This window comes from Streptomyces sp. NPDC050625 (genome assembly GCF_040654755.1).
Taxonomy (GTDB): Bacteria; Actinomycetota; Actinomycetes; order Streptomycetales; family Streptomycetaceae; genus Streptomyces.
This window is the reverse complement of the sequence record NZ_JBFAIQ010000003.1, coordinates 409,471-426,619: the sequence shown is the minus strand read 5'-3', so window position 1 is coordinate 426,619 and position 17,149 is coordinate 409,471. Positions and strand designations below refer to the sequence as shown.

Genomic DNA, 17,149 nt, shown 5'->3' with positions numbered 1-17,149 from the left:
CTCAGCCGTAGACCATGCGGCGCAGCTGTCTGAGCGTGAGCTCCGGCGGCGCCACCGCCCGGTACCTCAGGTCCGCCTCGATCCGTTCGAAGATCGTCGCGTTCACCAGGCCCTGGGCCTGCAGCTCGCGATGGCGGCGACGGACGAAGTCCTCGGTCGTCTCGTCGAAGTAGGCGAGCACGTCCTGGACCACACGCAGCGCCTCGCCCCGGCTCAGGGGCGTGGATCGCGTCAGGTGATCAAGAAGTTCGTCGTGCACCCGGTAGATCCTGAGCCACCGGCGCCGGTTTCGCAAGAATCCTGCCCGATTGCGGGCACGGAGGTGTTGAAAATCCTTGGACGGGCTTGAATCTCTCATGGATCCCTGTTCGTGATCTGTCCATCCTGCGTCTTGCGTCTCGTCGCCTCAGGAGACGAGTTTCAGACGCCATGGACATTCCTCGTATGGGAGTACCCGAGAAGCTGGCCGAGCGCATGAGCATGGCCGAGCAGCACGAATATCTGCGCGCCAGATTCTCGCGGCGCACGATGATCAGAGGCGGTGCCGTCACGCTGGGCGCCGTCACCGGTGGCGCGTTCATTCCGGGCGGGACCGCCCAGGCCGCCGTTCCGACCCAGTCCACCGCCCCGGCCACCGAGACGGTCGACGGCGCCCTTGTCGCCCCCTTCGGCCGCCACCTCGCCTACGGCAACGACCCGCGCACCGAGATGACCATCTCGTGGCAGGTCCCGGTCGCCGTGAAGAAGCCGTTCATCCGCATCGGCGCCCACCCCTGGGACCTCTCCCGCAAGATAGAGGCCGAGGTCCGCACCCTCTACACCCCGGCCGGCGTCGGCGCGAGCGGCGACCACACGCAGTACTACCTGCACGCCAGGCTCACCCACCTGCGCCCCGGCAAGACCTACTACTACGGCGTCGGCCACCAGGGCTTCGACCCCGCCGAGCAGCACCTCGCCGGCACCCTGGGCACCTTCACCACCGCCCCCGACCGCGAGCAGCCGTTCACCTTCACGGCCTTCGGCGACCAGGGCGTCAGCTACCACGCCCTGGCCAACGACAGCCTGATCCTCGGTCAGAACCCGGCCTTCCATCTGCACGCCGGCGACATCGCCTACGGCGACCCGGCCGGCCAGGGCAAGACCACCGACACCGGCTTCGACTCGCGCACCTGGGACCAGTTCCTGTACCAGACCGAGTCGGTCGCCAAGCAGATCCCGTGGATGGTCAGCTACGGCAACCACGACATGGAGGCCTGGTACTCGCCCAACGGCTACGGCGGCGAGGAGGCCCGCTGGACGCTCCCGGACAACGGTCCGGACCCGAAGAACCTGCCGGGCGTCTACTCCTTCGTCTACGGCAACACGGCGATCGTCTCGCTGGACCCCAACGACGTCTCCTTCGAGATCCCGGCGAACCTGGGCATCTCGGGCGGTACCCAGACGACATGGTTCGAGGGGCAGCTGAAGAAGTTCCGCGCCTCGAAGGACATCGACTTCATCATCGTGTTCTTCCACCACTGCGCCTACTGCACCTCCACCGCGCACGCCTCGGAGGGGGGTGTGCGCCAGGAGTGGGTGCCGCTGTTCGACAAGTACCAGGTCGACCTCGTCATCAACGGCCACAACCACCAGTACGAGCGCACGGACGTCATCAAGGGCAACGAGGTCACCAAGAAGCTGCCGATCGGCGGCACGGCGTACTCGGACACCGAGGGCGTGGTCTACGTGACGGCGGGCGCGGCCGGCCGCAGCCTGTACGCCTTCAGCGCCCCGGACTCCTACGAGGGCCACGAGCACGAGGTGGACTCGGTCGCCTCGTTCATCTGCCTCAAGGACGGCAAGCAGAACGAGACGGTCACCTGGTCCCGTGTCCGCTACCTCAACTACTCCTTCCTGCGCGTGGACGTCACCCCCGCGCCGAAGGGCCGCTACACCACCCTGAAGGTCTCGGGCATCGCCGAGACCGGTGACCGGATCGACCACTTCACGGTGGCACGCCGGGCGAAGTAGCCGCGGCCGCGCCCCGGCGGCGGGGGCGCACCCGGACACGGCGGGCGGGCGGTCCTCACATGCGCTTGAGGATCGCCTGCTTGGCCAGGGCGAACTCCTCGTCCGTCAGGACGCCCGTGCGGTGCAGCTCGCCCAGCTCACGCAGCCGCCGCAGCAGCGCGTCGTGGTCGTCCTCGATCGTGGGCGCGGTCCGCTGCTGCGGGACCTCGTGCAGCCGCGGCCGCGCCTGCGGTACGGCGGCGGCCGAGGGGTGCGGCAGCCGCGCCTGCACGGCCGCCGCGACCAGCGCCATCAGCGGGTCCTTCTTGAAGCCCCACAGCTCCACGGAGTGGGGGTCGTACTTCGGCGGCGCCTTGGTCGGCGCGCCCCGCACCGTGAAGCGCAGATGGCCGTTCTCCAGGCCGGCCGCGGGCTGCCACTCCACCGTGTCGATCTCGGTGACGGCGAGCGTCCGGGCGCCCGCCGCGGCCTTGGCGTCCTCGGTCTTCCAGTTCCACTCCAGGCGTACCTGCTCGCCGTCGAAGCCCGCCGTGCCGTCCCCGGCGGAGACGGAGAGCGGAACGGACGGGCCGGGCAGCAGATACTCGGTCACCGGGTCGGCCGGAACCTGGTCCAGGAGCAGGGCGGCCCGCACCTCGTCCACGAAGTACTCGGCGACTCCGTAGCGATCGGACTCGACCGTCAGCTGGTAGGGGTCGTTCGGCTCGGTGAGGCGGCCGCCGGTCGCGTGCAGCAGCGGGTCGGCGCCGTCGCGCAGCCGCAGTCGCAGCCGCCCCGACTTCTTCCCCTGCTCGAACGAGATGCCGGCCAACGCCCCCAGGGGGACCACGAGTTCCCCCAGGGTCCTGCGCAGCAGACCCACGTTCTTGTCCCGGCCCGGGGTCAGTCGAAGGGCGTCGGCGTCGAAGGCCCACGTGCCGTCCTTCTGGATGATTTCCGCCATGAGGGGATTGTTTCATCGGTTCTGCGAGAGGGTGGTCTCTACCAATTCCGAAGGGAGCGCATGTGAGACGGCACCCCAGAACGACTCCCCGTATGGCCCGCATCCTCGGATCCCTGCTCCTCGTGGCCGCGGCCGGCGCCTTCACCGTCGGCGCGGCACCGGCGGCGAGAGCCACCCCCACCCCGCTCGACCGGGTGGTGCCGGCACCCGCGTCGGTCACGCCGGGCGGATCCCCGTACCGCATCACCCGTGGCACCCGCATCAGCGTCACCGGCTCCGGCGAGGCCCGCCGGGTCGGCGAGTACCTGGCCGCCGTCCTGCGGCCGTCCACCGGCTATCCGCTCCCGGTGACGGCGAACGGGCACGGCGGCATCCGACTCCGCATCACCAAGGGCGTGTTCGGCGCGGAGGGCTACCGCCTCGACAGCGGCCGCGGCGGCATCACCATCACCGCGAGCGCACCCGCCGGCCTCTTCCACGGCGTCCAGACCCTGCGTCAGCTGCTGCCCGCGGCCGTGGAGAAGAAGTCCGTGCAGCCCGGCCCCTGGCTGGTCGCCGGCGGCACCGTCCAGGACTCCCCGCGCTATGCCTACCGGGGCGCCATGCTCGATGTGTCCCGGCACTTCTTCACCGTCGCCCAGGTCAAGCGCTACATCGACGAGCTCGCCCTCTACAAGATCAACAAGCTGCATCTGCACCTCAGCGACGACCAGGGCTGGCGCATCGCGATCGACTCCTGGCCGCGCCTCGCCACCTACGGCGGCTCCACCCAGGTCGGCGGCGGCCCCGGCGGCCACTACACCAAGGCCGACTACCGGGAGATCGTCCGCTACGCCGCCTCCCGCTATCTCGAAGTCGTCCCCGAAATAGACCTGCCCGGCCACACCAACGCGGCCCTCGCCTCGTACGCCGACCTGAACTGCGACGGCGTCGCGCCCCCGCTCTACACCGGCACCGACGTCGGCTTCAGCACACTGTGCGTGCCGAAGAAGATCACCTACGACTTCGTGGACGACGTCGTGCGCGAACTGGCCGCGCTCACCCCGGGCCGCTACCTCCACATCGGCGGCGACGAGGCGCACTCCACCAGCCACGCCGACTACGTGGCCTTCATGGACAAGGTGCAGCCCGTCGTCGCCAAGTACGGCAAGACGGTGATCGGCTGGCACCAGCTGACCGGAGCGACCCCCGCCCCGGGCGCCCTTGCCCAGTACTGGGGCCTGGACGACACCAGCGCCGAGGAGAAGGCCCAGGTCGCGAAGGCCGCGCGGAACGGGACCGGGCTGATCCTGTCCCCGGCCGACCGGATCTACCTCGACATGAAGTACACCGAGGACACCCCGCTGGGCCAGGACTGGGCCGGCCTGGTCGAGGTGCGGCGGTCGTACGACTGGGATCCGGGCCACTACCTCGACGGAGCCCCCGCGTCGGCCGTGCGGGGCGTGGAGGCCCCGCTGTGGACCGAGACCATCACCGACTCCGCAGACATCGAGTACATGGCCTTCCCACGGCTCGCGGGCGCCGCCGAGCTGGGCTGGTCACCCGCGGCCACCCACGGCTGGGACGGCTACAAGGTGCGGCTGGCCGCGCAGGGGCCGCGCTGGGACGCACTCGGCATCAAGTACTACAAGTCCCCCCAGGTACCCTGGCCGACGAGTTGAGAGAAGACTGACGGGCACCCCGGAGGACCGTACTCCGGGGTGCCCGCCGGTTCCTCGGGCCTGCCCTGCTGCTACCGCCCCGCGAGGGGATTGCGCAGCGTGCCGACGAGCTGGAGCGCGCCGGAGGGATCCGCGAGATCCACCATCTGCCGGTTGTCGCGCAACTGGAGCCGGTTGAGGCAGGACAGCGCGAACTCCGGGGCGAACAGGTCGTACTGCCGGAACTTGTCGGCGAGTTCCGGCGCCGACTCCTGATACTCGCGGGTGACCTCCGCGACCGTACGCCAGAAGTCGTCCTCCGCCAGGATTCCCTCGGTGGCGAGGTTCGCCGCGAGGAAGCGGAAGAAGCAGTCGAAGACGTCCGTGAAGACCGACAGCAGTTTCGTGTCCTCCGGCACCTCGACCCGGATCCGCCGCACCTCGGGCGGCAGCACCGCGTCCGGGTCCATCACCACGATCTCCTCGGCGATGTCCTTGTAGATCGCGCGCCGGACCACGCCGTCCTTCAGGACCAGGATCACGTTCTCGCCGTGCGGCATATAGGCCAGGTCGTAGGCGTAGAAGCTGTGCAGCAGAGGCGTGTAGTACGCCCGCAGGTACTGGCGCAGCCACTCGGCGGGCGCCAGCCCGGACCGCTCGATCAGGGCGCCTGCGAAGGACGCGCCCTCGTGGTCCACATGGAGCAGACAGGCCATGGTGGCGAGCGACTCGCCCTCCTGGAGGGACGGGACCGGGCTCTCGCGCCACAGCGCGGCCAGCATCTTGCGGTACGGCGAGTACCGGTCGGTCGCCGCCTCGTACTCCAGATGCCGGTAGCCGACGGCCGCGCGCTCCCGGATGATCGACAGCCCGGTCGACTTCAGCACCGGGTCGTTGTCGATCAGCCGGGCCAGCCAGTCGTTGATCGCCGGGGTCGCCTCCATGTAGGCGGCGGAGAGCCCGCGCATGAAGCCCATGTTGAGGACGGACAGGGCCGTCTTCACATAGTGCTTCTCGGGGTGGGAGCGGTTGAAGAAGGTCCGGATGGACTGCTGGGCCAGATACTCGTCGTCGCCCTCGCCCAGGCAGACGAGATGCCCGCGGGCGACCTCGGCGGCGAAGGTGACGGTGAGCTTGTTCCACCACTGCCAGGGGTGGACGGGTATGAGCAGATGGTCGGCGGGGTCGAGCCCGCGCTCGCGCAGGACCGTGTCGAACCGCGCGACCGTCTCCGCGCCCAGCTCCTCCCGTACGAAGGTCTCGTACTCGATGCCCGCACCGGCCGTGAACGCCGCCCGGGAGCGGTGCGCGGCGAGCCAGACCAGCCGGACGGGGCTCGCGGTCTCCGGGGCGTACGACAGGTACTCATGGATGCCGAAGCCGAGCCGCCCGTTGTTGGCGACGAAGCAGGGGTGGCCTTCGGTCATGCCGGTCTCGATCGCCTGGAAGCCGCTCCGGGCCAGCTCGGCCACCGGGATCCGCGGCTTGCCGAGCTTGTAGCAGGTGCCGGAGAGGGTGGAGGAGATCTCCTCCAGGTAGACCGGCAGGATCTCGTCGCTCAGGCCCAGAGCGCCCTTCAGCTCGACGAAGAAGTCCAGGGCCGCGAGGGGGAGTTCGGCACCGTCCCGGGTGCGGGTGATCGAGTCGGCGTCGACCTGCCAGTGGTCCAGGGCACGACGGCCGGCCGTGAACCGGTAGTGGGTGAGGCCGTCGTCGCTGTGGACGACGTACCCGTCGCCTTCCTGTCGGGGCGTGATGAGCCGCTCGTGCGCGAACTCGGCGAGCGCCTTGCGCACGAGCAGACGGTTGGCCGTCTCCCAGCGCTCGGGGGACAGATGGGCCACGGCGTCGGTGAGGCTCATACCGCCACCGCCCGCTCGAACCGCTCCCGTGTGCAGAAGCTCAGCAGGGCCTTCTTCTCCGGCTTGCGGATCTCCCGCTCGGGCACGAACCCGACGGCCTCGTTCAGGGCGTGCACCGCCTTGTTGCGCACATCCGGCTCGACGACGATCCGGGCGGTCGCCGGATCCTCGAAGAGGCGCGCAACCACGGCGGTGATGACGGCCCTGGTGAAACCGTGCACGGGCGTCTGCGTGGGCGGCACCAGGAAGTGCATGCCGACGTCCCCCGGCTCGGGCTCGTACAGCCCGACCAGCTCCCGATGGGCGGGGTCGTACGTCTCCATGAGGAACGCCGGCTCCCCGTCGAGCAGCCCGAGGAGGGCGTGGTGGTGCTCGTCGCCCGCGATCTCCATGTAGGCGCGCTCGACGTCCTCCTGCTTCGCGTCCTGCATCATCCAGAAGGCGGCCTTGGGATGTGTGACCCAGGAGTGCAGCAGCTCGGCGTCCTTGAGGGGGTCGAGGGGGCGGAAGGTGAACCTCATACGGCGAACTCCTGGAACGCGATCGTCTTCTCGACGGGGTAGTACTCCGTGCCGAGCAGCTCGCGGATGATGGAGCTGTTGCGGTACGGGCCCATGCCCAGGTCGGGGCTGGTGACGCTGTGGGTGTGGACGCCGGCGTTCTGCAGGAACACCCCGCGGCCCGTCACGTCGATCGCGTAGTTGCGGGCGACGTCGAAGCGGCCGTGGCCGTCGAAGCGGAGGCGGTCGTGGAGCGGGGCGAGGAAGGCCGGCGGCTCGTAGTGGTAGCCGGTGGCCAGCACCAGGCCCTCGGTGCGGAGCTCGAAGTCCTTGCCCTGCTCGTCCTGGTGGAAGCCGAGCGTGTACGCGCCGTCCGCGTGGGCGGCGGTCGTCAGCGTGGAGTTGGTCAGCAGACGGGTGCGGACCGGGCGGTCGCCGCTCTCCACGTTCTTCTGGTAGAGCAGGTCGAAGATCGCGTCGATCAGATCCGAGTTGATGCCCTTGTAGAGGCCCTTCTGCTGCTTCTCCAGCCGGTAGCGGGTCTCCTCGGGCAGCGCGCGGAAGTAGTCGATGTAGTCGGGGGAGGTCAACTCCAGGGTCAGCTTGGTGTACTCCAGCGGGAAGAACCGCGGGGAGCGGGTGACCCAGTTGAGCTCATAGCCGTGGACGTCGATCTCGGAGAGGAGTTCGTAGTAGATCTCCGCGGCGCTCTGGCCGCTGCCGACGATCGTGATGGACTTCTTCGCCAGCAGCTCCGCCTTGCGGGGCATGTACCGCGCGGTGTGGATGAAGTCGCCGGCCAGGTCCCGGCAGGCCTCGGGAACGAAGGGGACCGTACCCGTGCCGAGGACCAGATGACGGGCGCGGAAGGTCTCGCCGGCTTCGGTGCGGACGGCGTACAGACCGTCCTCGTACGTCACCTCGGTGACCGTCGTGCCGAAGCGGACGCTGCTCAGCTTGCCCGCGGCCCAGCGGCAGTAGTCGTTGTACTCGACCCTGAGCGGATAGAAGTTCTCGCGGATGTAGAACGAGTACAGCCGCCCCCTCTCCTTCAGGTAGTTGAGGAAGGAGTACGGCGAGGTCGGGTCGGCCATGGTGACCAGGTCCGACATGAACGGGGTCTGGAGGTGGGCGCCGTCGAGGAACATTCCGGAGTGCCACTCGAAGTCGGGCTTCGAGTCGAGGAAGAGTCCGTCGAGTTCGGCGATCGGCTCGGTGAGGCAGGCGAGGCCGAGGTTGAAGGGGCCGAGCCCGATCCCCACGAGGTCGTAGGTCTTGTTCGGGGCTTCAGGACGCGCGGTCAAGAGACTCTCCCAGGTACTGCTCGGCGTGGCCGGCGATCAGGTCGAGGACGGCGGCGATGTCGGTCGCCCGTGTCTCGGGGTTGAGGAGGGTGAACTTCAGGTAGTGGCGGCCACCGACCTTCGTGCCCGCGACCACGGCGTCGCCGGAGGCGAACAGGGCCCTGCGGGCATACAGGTTGGCGCGGTCGATCTCGGCCGGGTCGGTGACGGCCGCCGGGATGTAGCGGAAGACGAGGGTGGACAGGGACGGCCGGACGACGACGTCGAAGCGCGGGTCGGCGGCGAGCAGCTCCCAGCCCTCGGCGGCCAGGTCGCACACCTCGTCGAACAGCTCGCCGATGCCGTCGGCGCCCATCACGCGCAGGGTCATCCACAGCTTGAGCGCGTCGAAGCGGCGGGTGGTCTGCAGGGACTTGTCGACCTGGTTGGGGATGCGCTCCCGCACCATGCGGCGCGGGTTGAGGTACTCCGCGTGATAGGTCGCGTGCCGCAGCGTGGCGGAGTCGCGGACCAGCACGGCGGAGGAACTCACCGGCTGGAAGAAGGACTTGTGGTAGTCGACGGTGACCGAGTCGGCGCGCTCGATGCCGTCGATGCGGTCCCGGTGCTTGAGGGAGGCGAGCAGCCCGCAGCCGTAGGCGGCGTCGACGTGCATCCACACGCCGTACTGGGCGCACAGCTCGGCGATCTCGGGCAGCGGGTCGATGGACCCGAAGTCGGTGGTGCCGGCGGTGGCGACGACGGCCATGGGAATCAGTCCGTCCTGTGCGCAGCGCTCCAGCTCGTGGGCGAGCGCGACGGTCTGCATGCGCTTGTCGTGGTCGACGGGGACGGTGACCACCGCGTCCGGGCCGAGGCCGAGGAGTTGCGCGGACTTCTTCACGCTGAAGTGGCTGACCTCGGAGGCGAAGATGCGCAGTTTCGCGGGGGAGGCCGGATGTTCCCACCCTGCCCGCCCGGCCTTGGCCTCCTCGCGGGCCAGCATCAGCGCCTGGAGGTTGGACTGGGTGCCGCCGGAGGTGAACACGCCGTCGGCGGCCGCGCCCAGCCCGATGCGCTCGGCCGTCCAGTCGATGAGCCTGCGCTCGATGAGGGTGCCGCCGGCCGACTGGTCCCAGGTGTCGAGCGAGGAGTTGACCGCGGAGAGGACCGCCTCGCCGAGCACCGCCGGGATGACGACCGGGCAGTTGAGGTGGGCCAGGTAGCGGGGGTGGTGGAAGTAGATCGCGTCGCGGAGGTAGACCTCCTCCAGCTCGTCCAGGACGGCCGTGGTGTCGTGCAGCGGCCTGTCGAGGTCGATCCGCTCGATACGGGGGGCCAGGGCGTCGACCGTGACGCCGGTGAACGGACGGTCGGTGGTGGCGAGTTTGGCCGCCACCCGCTCGACTCCTTCGGTCACGGAGCGGCGGTAGTGCTCCGCGGTCAGGTCATTGAGCAGGTGCGAGCGCATGTGGGGGTCCTCCGAGGGGACGGTCCGTGCGGGGAACGGGGAGAGAGGTGAAGCTCCGCGGTTCCGCTTAACTTAGGTTAGCCTAACCTAAGTTGAAAGGAGGAAGGCCTGCCCCTTCCGTGACCGCGGTCACGTGGAGTCACGTGGACCGGAGTTACTCGGACGCGCGGAGCTGCTCCTCCGTCAACCCACGTCGCCAGTAGCCGACGAACGTGACGCACCGGCGGTCGATGCCTCGCTCGCCGACGACGTGCCGGCGCAACGCCTTGACGCATCCGGACTCGCCCGCGATCCAGACGTAGGGCCGCTCGGCGGGCGGGAGTTCGATGGCGCGAAGGACGTCGAGGGCCATGGGGGACCCCTCGGTGCCGCTCGGGTCCCGCACCAGCCAGGTGACCTCCGCGTCCGCCTGGGTGACGATGTCCTGGATGTCGGCGGCGTGGTTCACCTCCAGCCAGACGCGCACCCGGGTGCCGGCCGGCAGGGTCTCCAGGGTGGCGCAGACGGCGGGTACGGCGGACTCGTCGCCCCACATCACCACCAGATCGGTTCCCTCGGGCGGGCGGAAGCGGATCGCGCGGTTGTCGGCGATCGCCGGGCCGAGGACGAGGACGCGGTCACCCGGGGAGGCCTGGGAGGCCCAGTGCGAGGCGGGGCCCGACGGGCTGTGCAGCACGAAGTCGATGTCCACCTCGTCGGGGTCGCGGCGCAGGGACCGCAGGGTGTACGAGCGCATCACCGCCCGTACGTCGTCCGGTAGTTCGCGCCACGCCTGCCACCAGCCGTCACCCAGGTCGAGGGGTACGACGGGCTCGGTCTGGCCGGGATGCGGCAGGAACAGGGACAGGGACTGGTCCCGCCCGTGGGAGTGGAACGCGCGCAGGTCGGACCCGGTGAAGGTGACCCGGACCAGAGACGGGCCGAGCCGCCTCGTCCGTACGACCCGGAGGGAGAAGAAACGGAACGGAGCGGCCACGGCCGTCGTCATGTGTGCTCCTGGGGTTCAGGAAGGTGTGCTCCAGCGGTTCGGGAAGGGGCCGGGGGTCAGTTGACCTGTTCGGCCTTCTCCAGCGCCTCGGCGAGGCCGGTGAGCAGCGGCACGCACTTGTCGTACGACAGGATCGGCTCGGGGGAGCGGGCGATGACCTGGCCCGCCTTGACCGCGGGCAGCTTCTTCCAGGTCGCCTTGGTGATGTCGGCGGGCTGGATGGTCGAGGAGCGGTCGTCCATCATGATGATGTCGGCCTGGTACTTGTCGACGTTCTCCCAGCTCAGCGATTCGTACCAGCCGCCGCCCTGCTTCTTGGCGCTCTCCGGCGGCTCGACGAAGTTCACGCCGAGGGCCTTGAAGTACTCCAGGTCGATCGAGAGGTTGGTGCCGGAGACATAGAAGAGGTCGGGGCTCGCGGAACCGGCCAGCACCTTGATGCCGGGCTTGGCCTTGGCGGCCGCGCGCAGCCGGGCGGCGGCGTCCTCGAAGTGCTTCTTCGCGCCGGTGACCGCGGCGGCCTTCATATCGGCGCCGAGCGACTCGGCGAGCTCCCACATGCGCTGCAGCGACGCGGTGAGCTGGCGGTCGTAGACGGAGATGCCGACGCTCGGGGCGAGCTTGGCGATCTTGTCCTTGGACTCGTCGGGGACGTACCAGAGGGTGCCCGCGGAGTCGAACATCGTGGAGACGAGCACGTCCGGGGCGAGGGCCGCGTACTTCTCGACGTTGAACTGGCCCCAGGTGTTGCCGAGGACCGTGACCTTGCTGACGTCCATGTCGCCGGCCTGGACGTCGGCCTTGCCGTCCTTGGTCTTCGTCGGGCCGAACACGCCCTTGACCGCGATGCCGTAGTCGTGGAGCGCGGCGGCGACGCCGGTGAACGCGACGATGTTCGCCGGGACCTTGGCCAGCTTCACCGTCGTGCCGCGGTCGTCCTTGAAGGTCCAGGGGCCGGACCCGGCGGCCTTCGCCTGCTCGCCCGAGCCCGCGTCTTTGCCCTTGTCGTCCCCGCAGGCAGTGAATGCGGCGCCGAGTCCGAGGGCGCCGCCCGCGGCGAGCAGACCGCGGCGAGTGAGGTGGGTGGCACGGGCATGGGACATGGGTATGACTGCTTTCGACCGGGGCGAAGCGCCCGCCGGACAAGTTCGAAGCTAGGTTAGCCTAACCTTAGTAGTTGTCCAGAGGGTGGGTCGGAGCCGGGCGAGTGGGCCGCCGGTGCCCAGTCGCTTCACGCCCCGATCGTCAACGCCCCGATCGTCAACGCGGCCGTCAGAACTTGTAGTTGGTGATGACAGCGTTGCCGTAGACGTCGTAGACGGACGCGTAGCCTTCCTTCGAGTCCTTCCAGGAGGCGAAGGCCTTGGCGATCGCGGTGGCGGCCGCCTGGGGGTCCGCCACCTGTGTCTTCCCGCCGTTGATGTCGGTGGAGATGTACGCGTTGACCGTCTGCTCGTTCCACTCGCCGAGGATGCGGTCGACGCGGGTGGCAGCGGTCTTCTGCTCCGCGGTTCCGTGCTCCTCGACCCAGGACCGGAACTCCGCGGCGTTCTGCTTCGACTGTGCCTTGTCCGTGTCGTCGGGCAGCTTCTCCACGACCCCGATCTTGTCCGGCTTCGCGGTGCTCTCGGTGGAGCAGGCGGCGGTTCCGGCGGCGAGAACGGCGCCGAGTGCGAAAACGGCGGCGATGCGGGGGGTGCGCTTCACGGGGTCTCCTGCGGCCGGAATTATCTGTCAGAACTTGATGGCGTCGGCCCTGTCGTTCCAGCAGCCGCCATAGGTGTATTCAATGCGGTTCACGAACGCGGAACTGACCTTGCCCCGGAACGAGGTCAGCCACTACAGACGCCGGCCGAAGTAGTTGGCGTCCTGCCACAGGCACACATAGGAGCTGGGGCGGTCCGAGTAACCCGCGCCTGGGCCGTGGGTGCGTGCGCGGCAAGGTACTTGTTGGACTCGGCGTCGCTGTCGAAGCACCGCATGGTGCCGTCCTCCGACACCTCGACGCAGACGTTCGCGCCCTTCCAGTCGGACGCGGGGTCGATCTTCTCCCCCTTGTAGTACATGTCCGCCTTGTCGGTGGAGCCGGGAGCCGTACGGACCGCCGTCTCCTGCTCGGGCGTGAGGACTCCCGTCACGACGTCGGTGCGCACAAATACCCCCTGGTTCAGTTGGCGCACAGCGGAGAAGAGAGCACGTCGAATGGTCCGGGCGGTCGGCCGGAAACCGAATGGCCCGGAGGCAGGCGTGAAACCGTCAGCGAATGCGACGCCGTGCCGAAAGCACGCGTCACCGCAATGGAATATCGCTCACGACGAAATCTGGCCAAGTGTTATCCGTTGAGGGTGCGGCAGGGGCTTGAGGGCCCGGTGCCGAGACTGCGGGGCGGTCTCAGCCGGCGACCAGGCCCAGCTCCCGGGCGATCAGCATTCGCTGCACCTCGCTCGTCCCCTCGCCGATCTCCAGGATCTTGGAGTCGCGCCACATCCGGGCCACCGGGTACTCGTTCATGAAGCCGTAGCCGCCGTGCACCTGGGTGGCGTCGCGGGCGTTGTCGACCGCGATCGTGGAGGAGTAGAGCTTGGCCAGGGCCGCCTCCTTCTTGAAGGGCTCGCCGGCGACCAGGCGGCTCGCCGCGTCGCGCCAGGCGAGGCGGGCCGTGTGGGCCTTCATCTCCATGTCGGCGATCTTGAACTGGATCGCCTGGTTGGCGCCGATCGGCCGGCCGAAGGCCTGCCGCTCCTTCGCGTACTTCACCGACTCGTCCACACAGCCCTGCGCCAGACCGGTCGCGAGCGCCGCGATGGCGATGCGGCCCTCGTCGAGGATGCGCAGGAACTGCGCATAGCCCCGGCCCTCCTCGCCCAGCAGATTGGCCGCCGGGACACGGACGTCCGAGAAGGACAGCTCACGGGTGTCCGAGGCGTTCCAGCCCACCTTCGAGTAGGGCGCCGCCACGGTGAAGCCGGGCGTCCCCGACGGGACGATGATCGCCGAGATCCGCGGCCGGCCGTCCGGCTTGCGGCCGGTGACCGCGGTGACCGTCACCAACCCCGTGATGTCCGTGCCCGAGTTGGTGATGAAGCACTTCGAGCCGTTGATCACCCACTCGTCCGTCTCCGGGTCGAGGCGGGCCGTCGTACGCGTCGCGCCCGCGTCCGAGCCGCCGTCCGGCTCCGTGAGCCCGAACGCGCCCAGCATCTCGCCGCTGCACAGCCGCGGCAGCCACTCGCGCTTCTGCTCCTCCGTGCCGAAGAGATGGATCGGCATGGCGCCGAGCGAGACCCCGGCCTCAAGCGTGATCGCGACCGACGAGTCCACCCTGGCCAGCTCCTCCAGCGCCACGCCGAGCGCCAGATAGTCGCCGCCCATGCCGCCGTACTCCTCGGGGAACGGCAGCCCGAACAGGCCCATGCGGCCCATCTCGCGGACGATCTCGTAAGGGAACTCGTGCCGCTCGTAGAAGTCACCGATCTTCGGCGCCACGACGTCGTGGGCGAACTCCTCCACCGTGCGGCGGAGTTCTTCGAGTTCGGGGGAGAGTCGGTGGTCCATGGTGATCACTGCTCCTTGTGGGACAGGGCACGTACGGTGCGGGACGGGCTGGGTCGGCCCAGGTGGGCGGCCATCCACACGCTGGTGGCGACGAGACGGCCGAGGTCGACCCCGGTGTCGATGCCGAGGCCCTGCAGCATCCAGACGAGGTCTTCGGTGGCGAGATTGCCGGTCGCGGACTTGGCGTAGGGGCAGCCGCCGAGGCCTCCCGCGGAGGCGTCGACGGTCGTGACCCCGTGTTCCAGTGCCGCATAGGTGTTGGCCAGTGCCTGGCCGTAGGTGTCGTGGAAGTGCACGCCGATCACATTGGTCGGCACGCCCTCCTCGTTGAGCACGGAGAGGAGTTCGAGGACATGACCCGGGGTCGCGACCCCGATCGTGTCGCCCAGGCTCAGCTCGTCGCAGCCCATGTCCATCAGCGCCTTGGACACGCGCACGACCTGGTGGATGGGGACCGCGCCCTCCCAGGGGTCGCCGAAGCACATCGAGACATAGCCGCGCACATGGGCGCCCGTCTCCTTCGCGCGGGCCACCACCGGCGCGAAGACGCCGAGGGACTCGTCCACCGTCCGGTTGAGGTTGGCCTTGGCGAAGGACTCGGTCGCGCTGGCGAAGACGGCCACGCGGTCCGCGCCCAGGGCCAGCGCGCGGTCGAGCCCGCGCCCGTTGGGCACGAGCACCGGCAGGTGGAGGCCCTTCAGCTCCCTGACGAGCGGGAACAGCTCTTCCGCGTCCGCCAGTTGGGGCACCCACTCGGGGTGCACGAAGCTCGTCGCCTCGATGGTCGTCAGGCCCGCGTCGGCCAGCCGGCGGATGAACTCCGCCTTGATTTCCGTCGGTACGGCCAGCTTCTCGTTCTGCAGGCCGTCGCGTGCGCCCACCTCGTGGATCCGCACCCGCTGGGGCAGGTCCGAGGCCGGTACGACCATGGGGAGTTGCTCGGCTGTCATGACTCCGCCGCTCCTTCTTCCTCGTGCGGCGCGATGACCGCCAGCACCTGGTCCATGGCGACCGTCGTGCCGGGCTTCACGTCCAGCTCGGCGACCGTGCCGGCGTGCGGGGCGGAGACGACGTGCTCCATCTTCATCGCCTCGACCACCAACAGGCTCTGTCCGGCGGTCACTTCGTCGCCGACGGCCACCTTCACGACCGTGACCGTGCCCGGCATGGGCGCGGTGAGCGAGTCGGCGCCCGCGTGCCCGGCCCGGGTGAGGGACGCCGCCACCGGGTCGTGGTCGCGCACGTGCCAGGCCTCGCCGTCGCGGCCGATCCAGTCGGCGGCACGGTGGAAGGTGTGGCGGACCCCGTCGAGGGTGACGGCCACCGAGTCCGCGGTGACGGTGTGGGTGCCGCGCGGGACGTACTCCACGGGGTCGCTCACCCGCAGGTGGAAGCCCACGGGCCGCGGCGTGCCGCCGAGCCGCCAGCCGTTCGGCACCGAGAACGGGTCGGTCCAGCCGTCGCCCCGAGGACGCAGGCCGTCGAGCCGCACGGCCGCCGCGGCCTCGTACACCTCCTCCGGTACGTCCGTGGAGACGAGTTCGTCCACCACCCGCTCCACCAGACCCGTGTCCAGCTCGCCCGCGACGACCGCCGGATGGGCCAGCAGCCGCCGCAGGAACGCCGCGTTGGTCTGCACGCCCAGCGTGACCGTCTCGGCCAGCGCCGCCCGCAGCCTGCGCAGCGCGGTCTCCCGGTCCGGGCCGTAGGCGATCACCTTGGACAGCATCGGGTCGTACAGGCTGCCCACTTCGGTGCCCTCGCTGAGCCCGGAGTCGGTGCGCAGGCCCTCGCCCCGGGGCTCGCGCAGCCGCAGCACCGTGCCGCCGGACGGCAGGAACCCGCGCGTGGGGTCCTCGGCGCAGATCCGGGCCTCGACCGCGTGGCCGGTCAGCCGGACGTCCTCCTGCGCGAACGGCAGCCGCTCGCCCGCCGCCACCCGCAGCTGCCACTCCACCAGGTCGAGCCCGGTGATCAGCTCGGTGACCGGGTGCTCCACCTGGAGACGGGTGTTCATCTCCATGAAGTAGTACGACGACGGGTCGCCGCCCGGCACGATGAACTCCACCGTGCCCGCGCCCCGGTATCCGCACGACCGGGCCGCCTGCACCGCGGCCTCGCCCATCCCGGCCCGGGTCTCCTCGTCGAGGAGCACGCTGGGCGCCTCCTCGATGATCTTCTGGTGCCGGCGCTGGAGCGAGCACTCGCGCTCGCCGAGGTGCACCACATTGCCGTGGCCGTCGGCCAGGACCTGGATCTCGATGTGCCGGGGGCGGTCCACCCAGCGCTCCACCAGGAGCGTGTCGTCACCGAAGGAGGCGCGCGCCTCGCGGCGGGCCGCGGCGATCTCCTCCTCCAGCACCGACAGTTCGCGCACCAGGCGCATGCCCTTGCCGCCACCGCCCGCCGACGGCTTGAGCAGCACGGGCACACCGATCTCCCGGGCCGCGTCGGCCAGCTGGGCATCGCTCAGCCCGCTCCCGCTGGAGCCGGGCACGACCGGCACCCCGGCCGCCCGCACCGTCTCCTTGGCGCGGATCTTGTCGCCCATGAGGGAGATCGCGTCCGCGGGCGGGCCGATGAAGACCAGCCCCGCCTCGGCGCACGCGCGCGCGAACCCGGCGTTCTCCGCCAGGAAGCCGTACCCCGGGTGGACCGCCTGGGCGCCGGTGCGGGCGGCGGCCGCCAGCAGCCGCTCCACCGACAGATAGCTCTCGGCGGCCGGTGCCGGACCGATCCGTACCGCCGTGTCGGCCTCCCGGACGTGCCGCGCGTCGGCGTCGGCGTCGGAGAAGACGGCCACCGAGCGCACGCCCAGCGAGCGGAGCGTACGGATGACGCGTACGGCGATCTCGCCCCGGTTGGCCACGAGCACTGTGTCGAACACGGTTCCCCTC

At 69.8% G+C, this 17,149-nt stretch carries 15 protein-coding genes; 2 read left to right on the top strand and 13 right to left on the bottom strand.

Going from position 1 to position 17,149, the window contains the following annotated elements:
• Nucleotide 1: 1 nt before the first annotated feature.
• On the bottom strand, nucleotides 2-259 hold the full coding sequence (locus tag AB0I54_RS09375; RefSeq protein ID WP_363295314.1) for a hypothetical protein: 258 nt from the start codon (nucleotides 257-259) through the stop codon (nucleotides 2-4).
• Between the two features lie 185 nt (nucleotides 260-444).
• Between AB0I54_RS09375 and AB0I54_RS09370 the strand changes: the two genes are divergently transcribed.
• Nucleotides 445-2,010 (top strand): metallophosphoesterase family protein, encoded by a 1,566-nt coding sequence (locus AB0I54_RS09370; protein WP_363295313.1) that lies wholly within the window; start codon nucleotides 445-447, stop codon nucleotides 2,008-2,010.
• A gap of 55 nt (nucleotides 2,011-2,065) precedes the next feature.
• Here AB0I54_RS09370 and AB0I54_RS09365 read toward each other — a convergent pair whose 3' ends face one another.
• Nucleotides 2,066-2,953, bottom strand: a complete 888-nt coding sequence (locus AB0I54_RS09365; protein ID WP_363295312.1) for a DUF4429 domain-containing protein — start codon at nucleotides 2,951-2,953, stop codon at nucleotides 2,066-2,068.
• A gap of 92 nt (nucleotides 2,954-3,045) precedes the next feature.
• Here AB0I54_RS09365 and AB0I54_RS09360 point away from each other — a divergent pair, with 92 nt between their 5' ends.
• Nucleotides 3,046-4,614, top strand: a complete 1,569-nt coding sequence (locus AB0I54_RS09360) for a beta-N-acetylhexosaminidase (RefSeq protein ID WP_363295311.1) — start codon at nucleotides 3,046-3,048, stop codon at nucleotides 4,612-4,614.
• 71 nt (nucleotides 4,615-4,685) lie between these two features.
• Here the strand turns inward: AB0I54_RS09360 and AB0I54_RS09355 are convergent, their stop codons facing one another.
• The 11 genes from AB0I54_RS09355 to AB0I54_RS09305 form a co-directional block, all read right to left on the bottom strand.
• Nucleotides 4,686-6,455 (bottom strand): IucA/IucC family siderophore biosynthesis protein, encoded by a 1,770-nt coding sequence (locus AB0I54_RS09355; protein ID WP_363295310.1) that lies wholly within the window; start codon nucleotides 6,453-6,455, stop codon nucleotides 4,686-4,688.
• Nucleotides 6,452-6,976 carry a GNAT family N-acetyltransferase gene (locus AB0I54_RS09350; protein WP_363295309.1) on the bottom strand — a complete coding sequence of 175 codons (525 nt, stop codon included), beginning with the start codon at nucleotides 6,974-6,976 and terminating at the stop codon, nucleotides 6,452-6,454. The genes AB0I54_RS09355 and AB0I54_RS09350 overlap by 4 nt, the downstream gene beginning before the upstream one ends.
• Nucleotides 6,973-8,259 carry a lysine N(6)-hydroxylase/L-ornithine N(5)-oxygenase family protein gene (locus AB0I54_RS09345; protein WP_363295308.1) on the bottom strand — a complete coding sequence of 429 codons (1,287 nt, stop codon included), beginning with the start codon at nucleotides 8,257-8,259 and terminating at the stop codon, nucleotides 6,973-6,975. Before AB0I54_RS09345 ends, AB0I54_RS09350 begins: the two co-directional genes overlap by 4 nt.
• Nucleotides 8,243-9,709, bottom strand: a complete 1,467-nt coding sequence (desA, locus tag AB0I54_RS09340; RefSeq protein ID WP_363295307.1) for a lysine decarboxylase DesA — start codon at nucleotides 9,707-9,709, stop codon at nucleotides 8,243-8,245. The genes AB0I54_RS09345 and desA overlap by 17 nt, the downstream gene beginning before the upstream one ends.
• A 154-nt stretch (nucleotides 9,710-9,863) precedes the next feature.
• A complete protein-coding gene (locus AB0I54_RS09335; protein ID WP_363295306.1) occupies nucleotides 9,864-10,697 on the bottom strand; it encodes a siderophore-interacting protein in 834 nt (277 codons plus the stop codon).
• A 56-nt stretch (nucleotides 10,698-10,753) separates the two neighbouring features.
• Entirely contained in the window at nucleotides 10,754-11,800 is a 1,047-nt protein-coding gene (locus tag AB0I54_RS09330; RefSeq protein WP_363295305.1) for an ABC transporter substrate-binding protein, read from the bottom strand.
• A 169-nt stretch (nucleotides 11,801-11,969) separates the two neighbouring features.
• Nucleotides 11,970-12,404, bottom strand: coding sequence for a hypothetical protein (locus AB0I54_RS09325; protein ID WP_363295304.1), 435 nt, complete (start codon nucleotides 12,402-12,404; stop codon nucleotides 11,970-11,972).
• Nucleotides 12,405-12,529: 125 nt separating this feature from the next.
• Nucleotides 12,530-12,850: a hypothetical protein gene (locus AB0I54_RS09320; protein ID WP_363295303.1), complete on the bottom strand. Its 321-nt coding sequence runs from the start codon at nucleotides 12,848-12,850 to the stop codon at nucleotides 12,530-12,532.
• Between the two features lie 238 nt (nucleotides 12,851-13,088).
• Nucleotides 13,089-14,252: an acyl-CoA dehydrogenase family protein gene (locus tag AB0I54_RS09315; protein ID WP_363295302.1), complete on the bottom strand. Its 1,164-nt coding sequence runs from the start codon at nucleotides 14,250-14,252 to the stop codon at nucleotides 13,089-13,091.
• A 5-nt stretch (nucleotides 14,253-14,257) separates the two neighbouring features.
• Nucleotides 14,258-15,202 carry a hydroxymethylglutaryl-CoA lyase gene (locus tag AB0I54_RS09310; protein WP_363295301.1) on the bottom strand — a complete coding sequence of 315 codons (945 nt, stop codon included), beginning with the start codon at nucleotides 15,200-15,202 and terminating at the stop codon, nucleotides 14,258-14,260.
• On the bottom strand, nucleotides 15,199-17,139 hold the full coding sequence (locus AB0I54_RS09305; protein ID WP_363295300.1) for an acetyl-CoA carboxylase biotin carboxylase subunit: 1,941 nt from the start codon (nucleotides 17,137-17,139) through the stop codon (nucleotides 15,199-15,201). The genes AB0I54_RS09310 and AB0I54_RS09305 overlap by 4 nt, the downstream gene beginning before the upstream one ends.
• Nucleotides 17,140-17,149: the final 10 nt, after the last annotated feature.

Coding starts and splice junctions, on each gene's coding strand:
- AB0I54_RS09315 (WP_363295302.1), bottom strand. CDS start 14,252: ATGGACCACCGACTCTCCCCCGAACTCGAAGAACTCCGCCGCACGGTG.
- desA (WP_363295307.1), bottom strand. CDS start 9,709: ATGCGCTCGCACCTGCTCAATGACCTGACCGCGGAGCACTACCGCCGC.
- AB0I54_RS09330 (WP_363295305.1), bottom strand. CDS start 11,800: ATGTCCCATGCCCGTGCCACCCACCTCACTCGCCGCGGTCTGCTCGCC.
- AB0I54_RS09355 (WP_363295310.1), bottom strand. CDS start 6,455: ATGAGCCTCACCGACGCCGTGGCCCATCTGTCCCCCGAGCGCTGGGAG.
- AB0I54_RS09350 (WP_363295309.1), bottom strand. CDS start 6,976: ATGAGGTTCACCTTCCGCCCCCTCGACCCCCTCAAGGACGCCGAGCTG.
- AB0I54_RS09365 (WP_363295312.1), bottom strand. CDS start 2,953: ATGGCGGAAATCATCCAGAAGGACGGCACGTGGGCCTTCGACGCCGAC.
- AB0I54_RS09370 (WP_363295313.1), top strand. CDS start 445: ATGGGAGTACCCGAGAAGCTGGCCGAGCGCATGAGCATGGCCGAGCAG.
- AB0I54_RS09335 (WP_363295306.1), bottom strand. CDS start 10,697: ATGACGACGGCCGTGGCCGCTCCGTTCCGTTTCTTCTCCCTCCGGGTC.
- AB0I54_RS09360 (WP_363295311.1), top strand. CDS start 3,046: ATGGCCCGCATCCTCGGATCCCTGCTCCTCGTGGCCGCGGCCGGCGCC.
- AB0I54_RS09310 (WP_363295301.1), bottom strand. CDS start 15,202: ATGACAGCCGAGCAACTCCCCATGGTCGTACCGGCCTCGGACCTGCCC.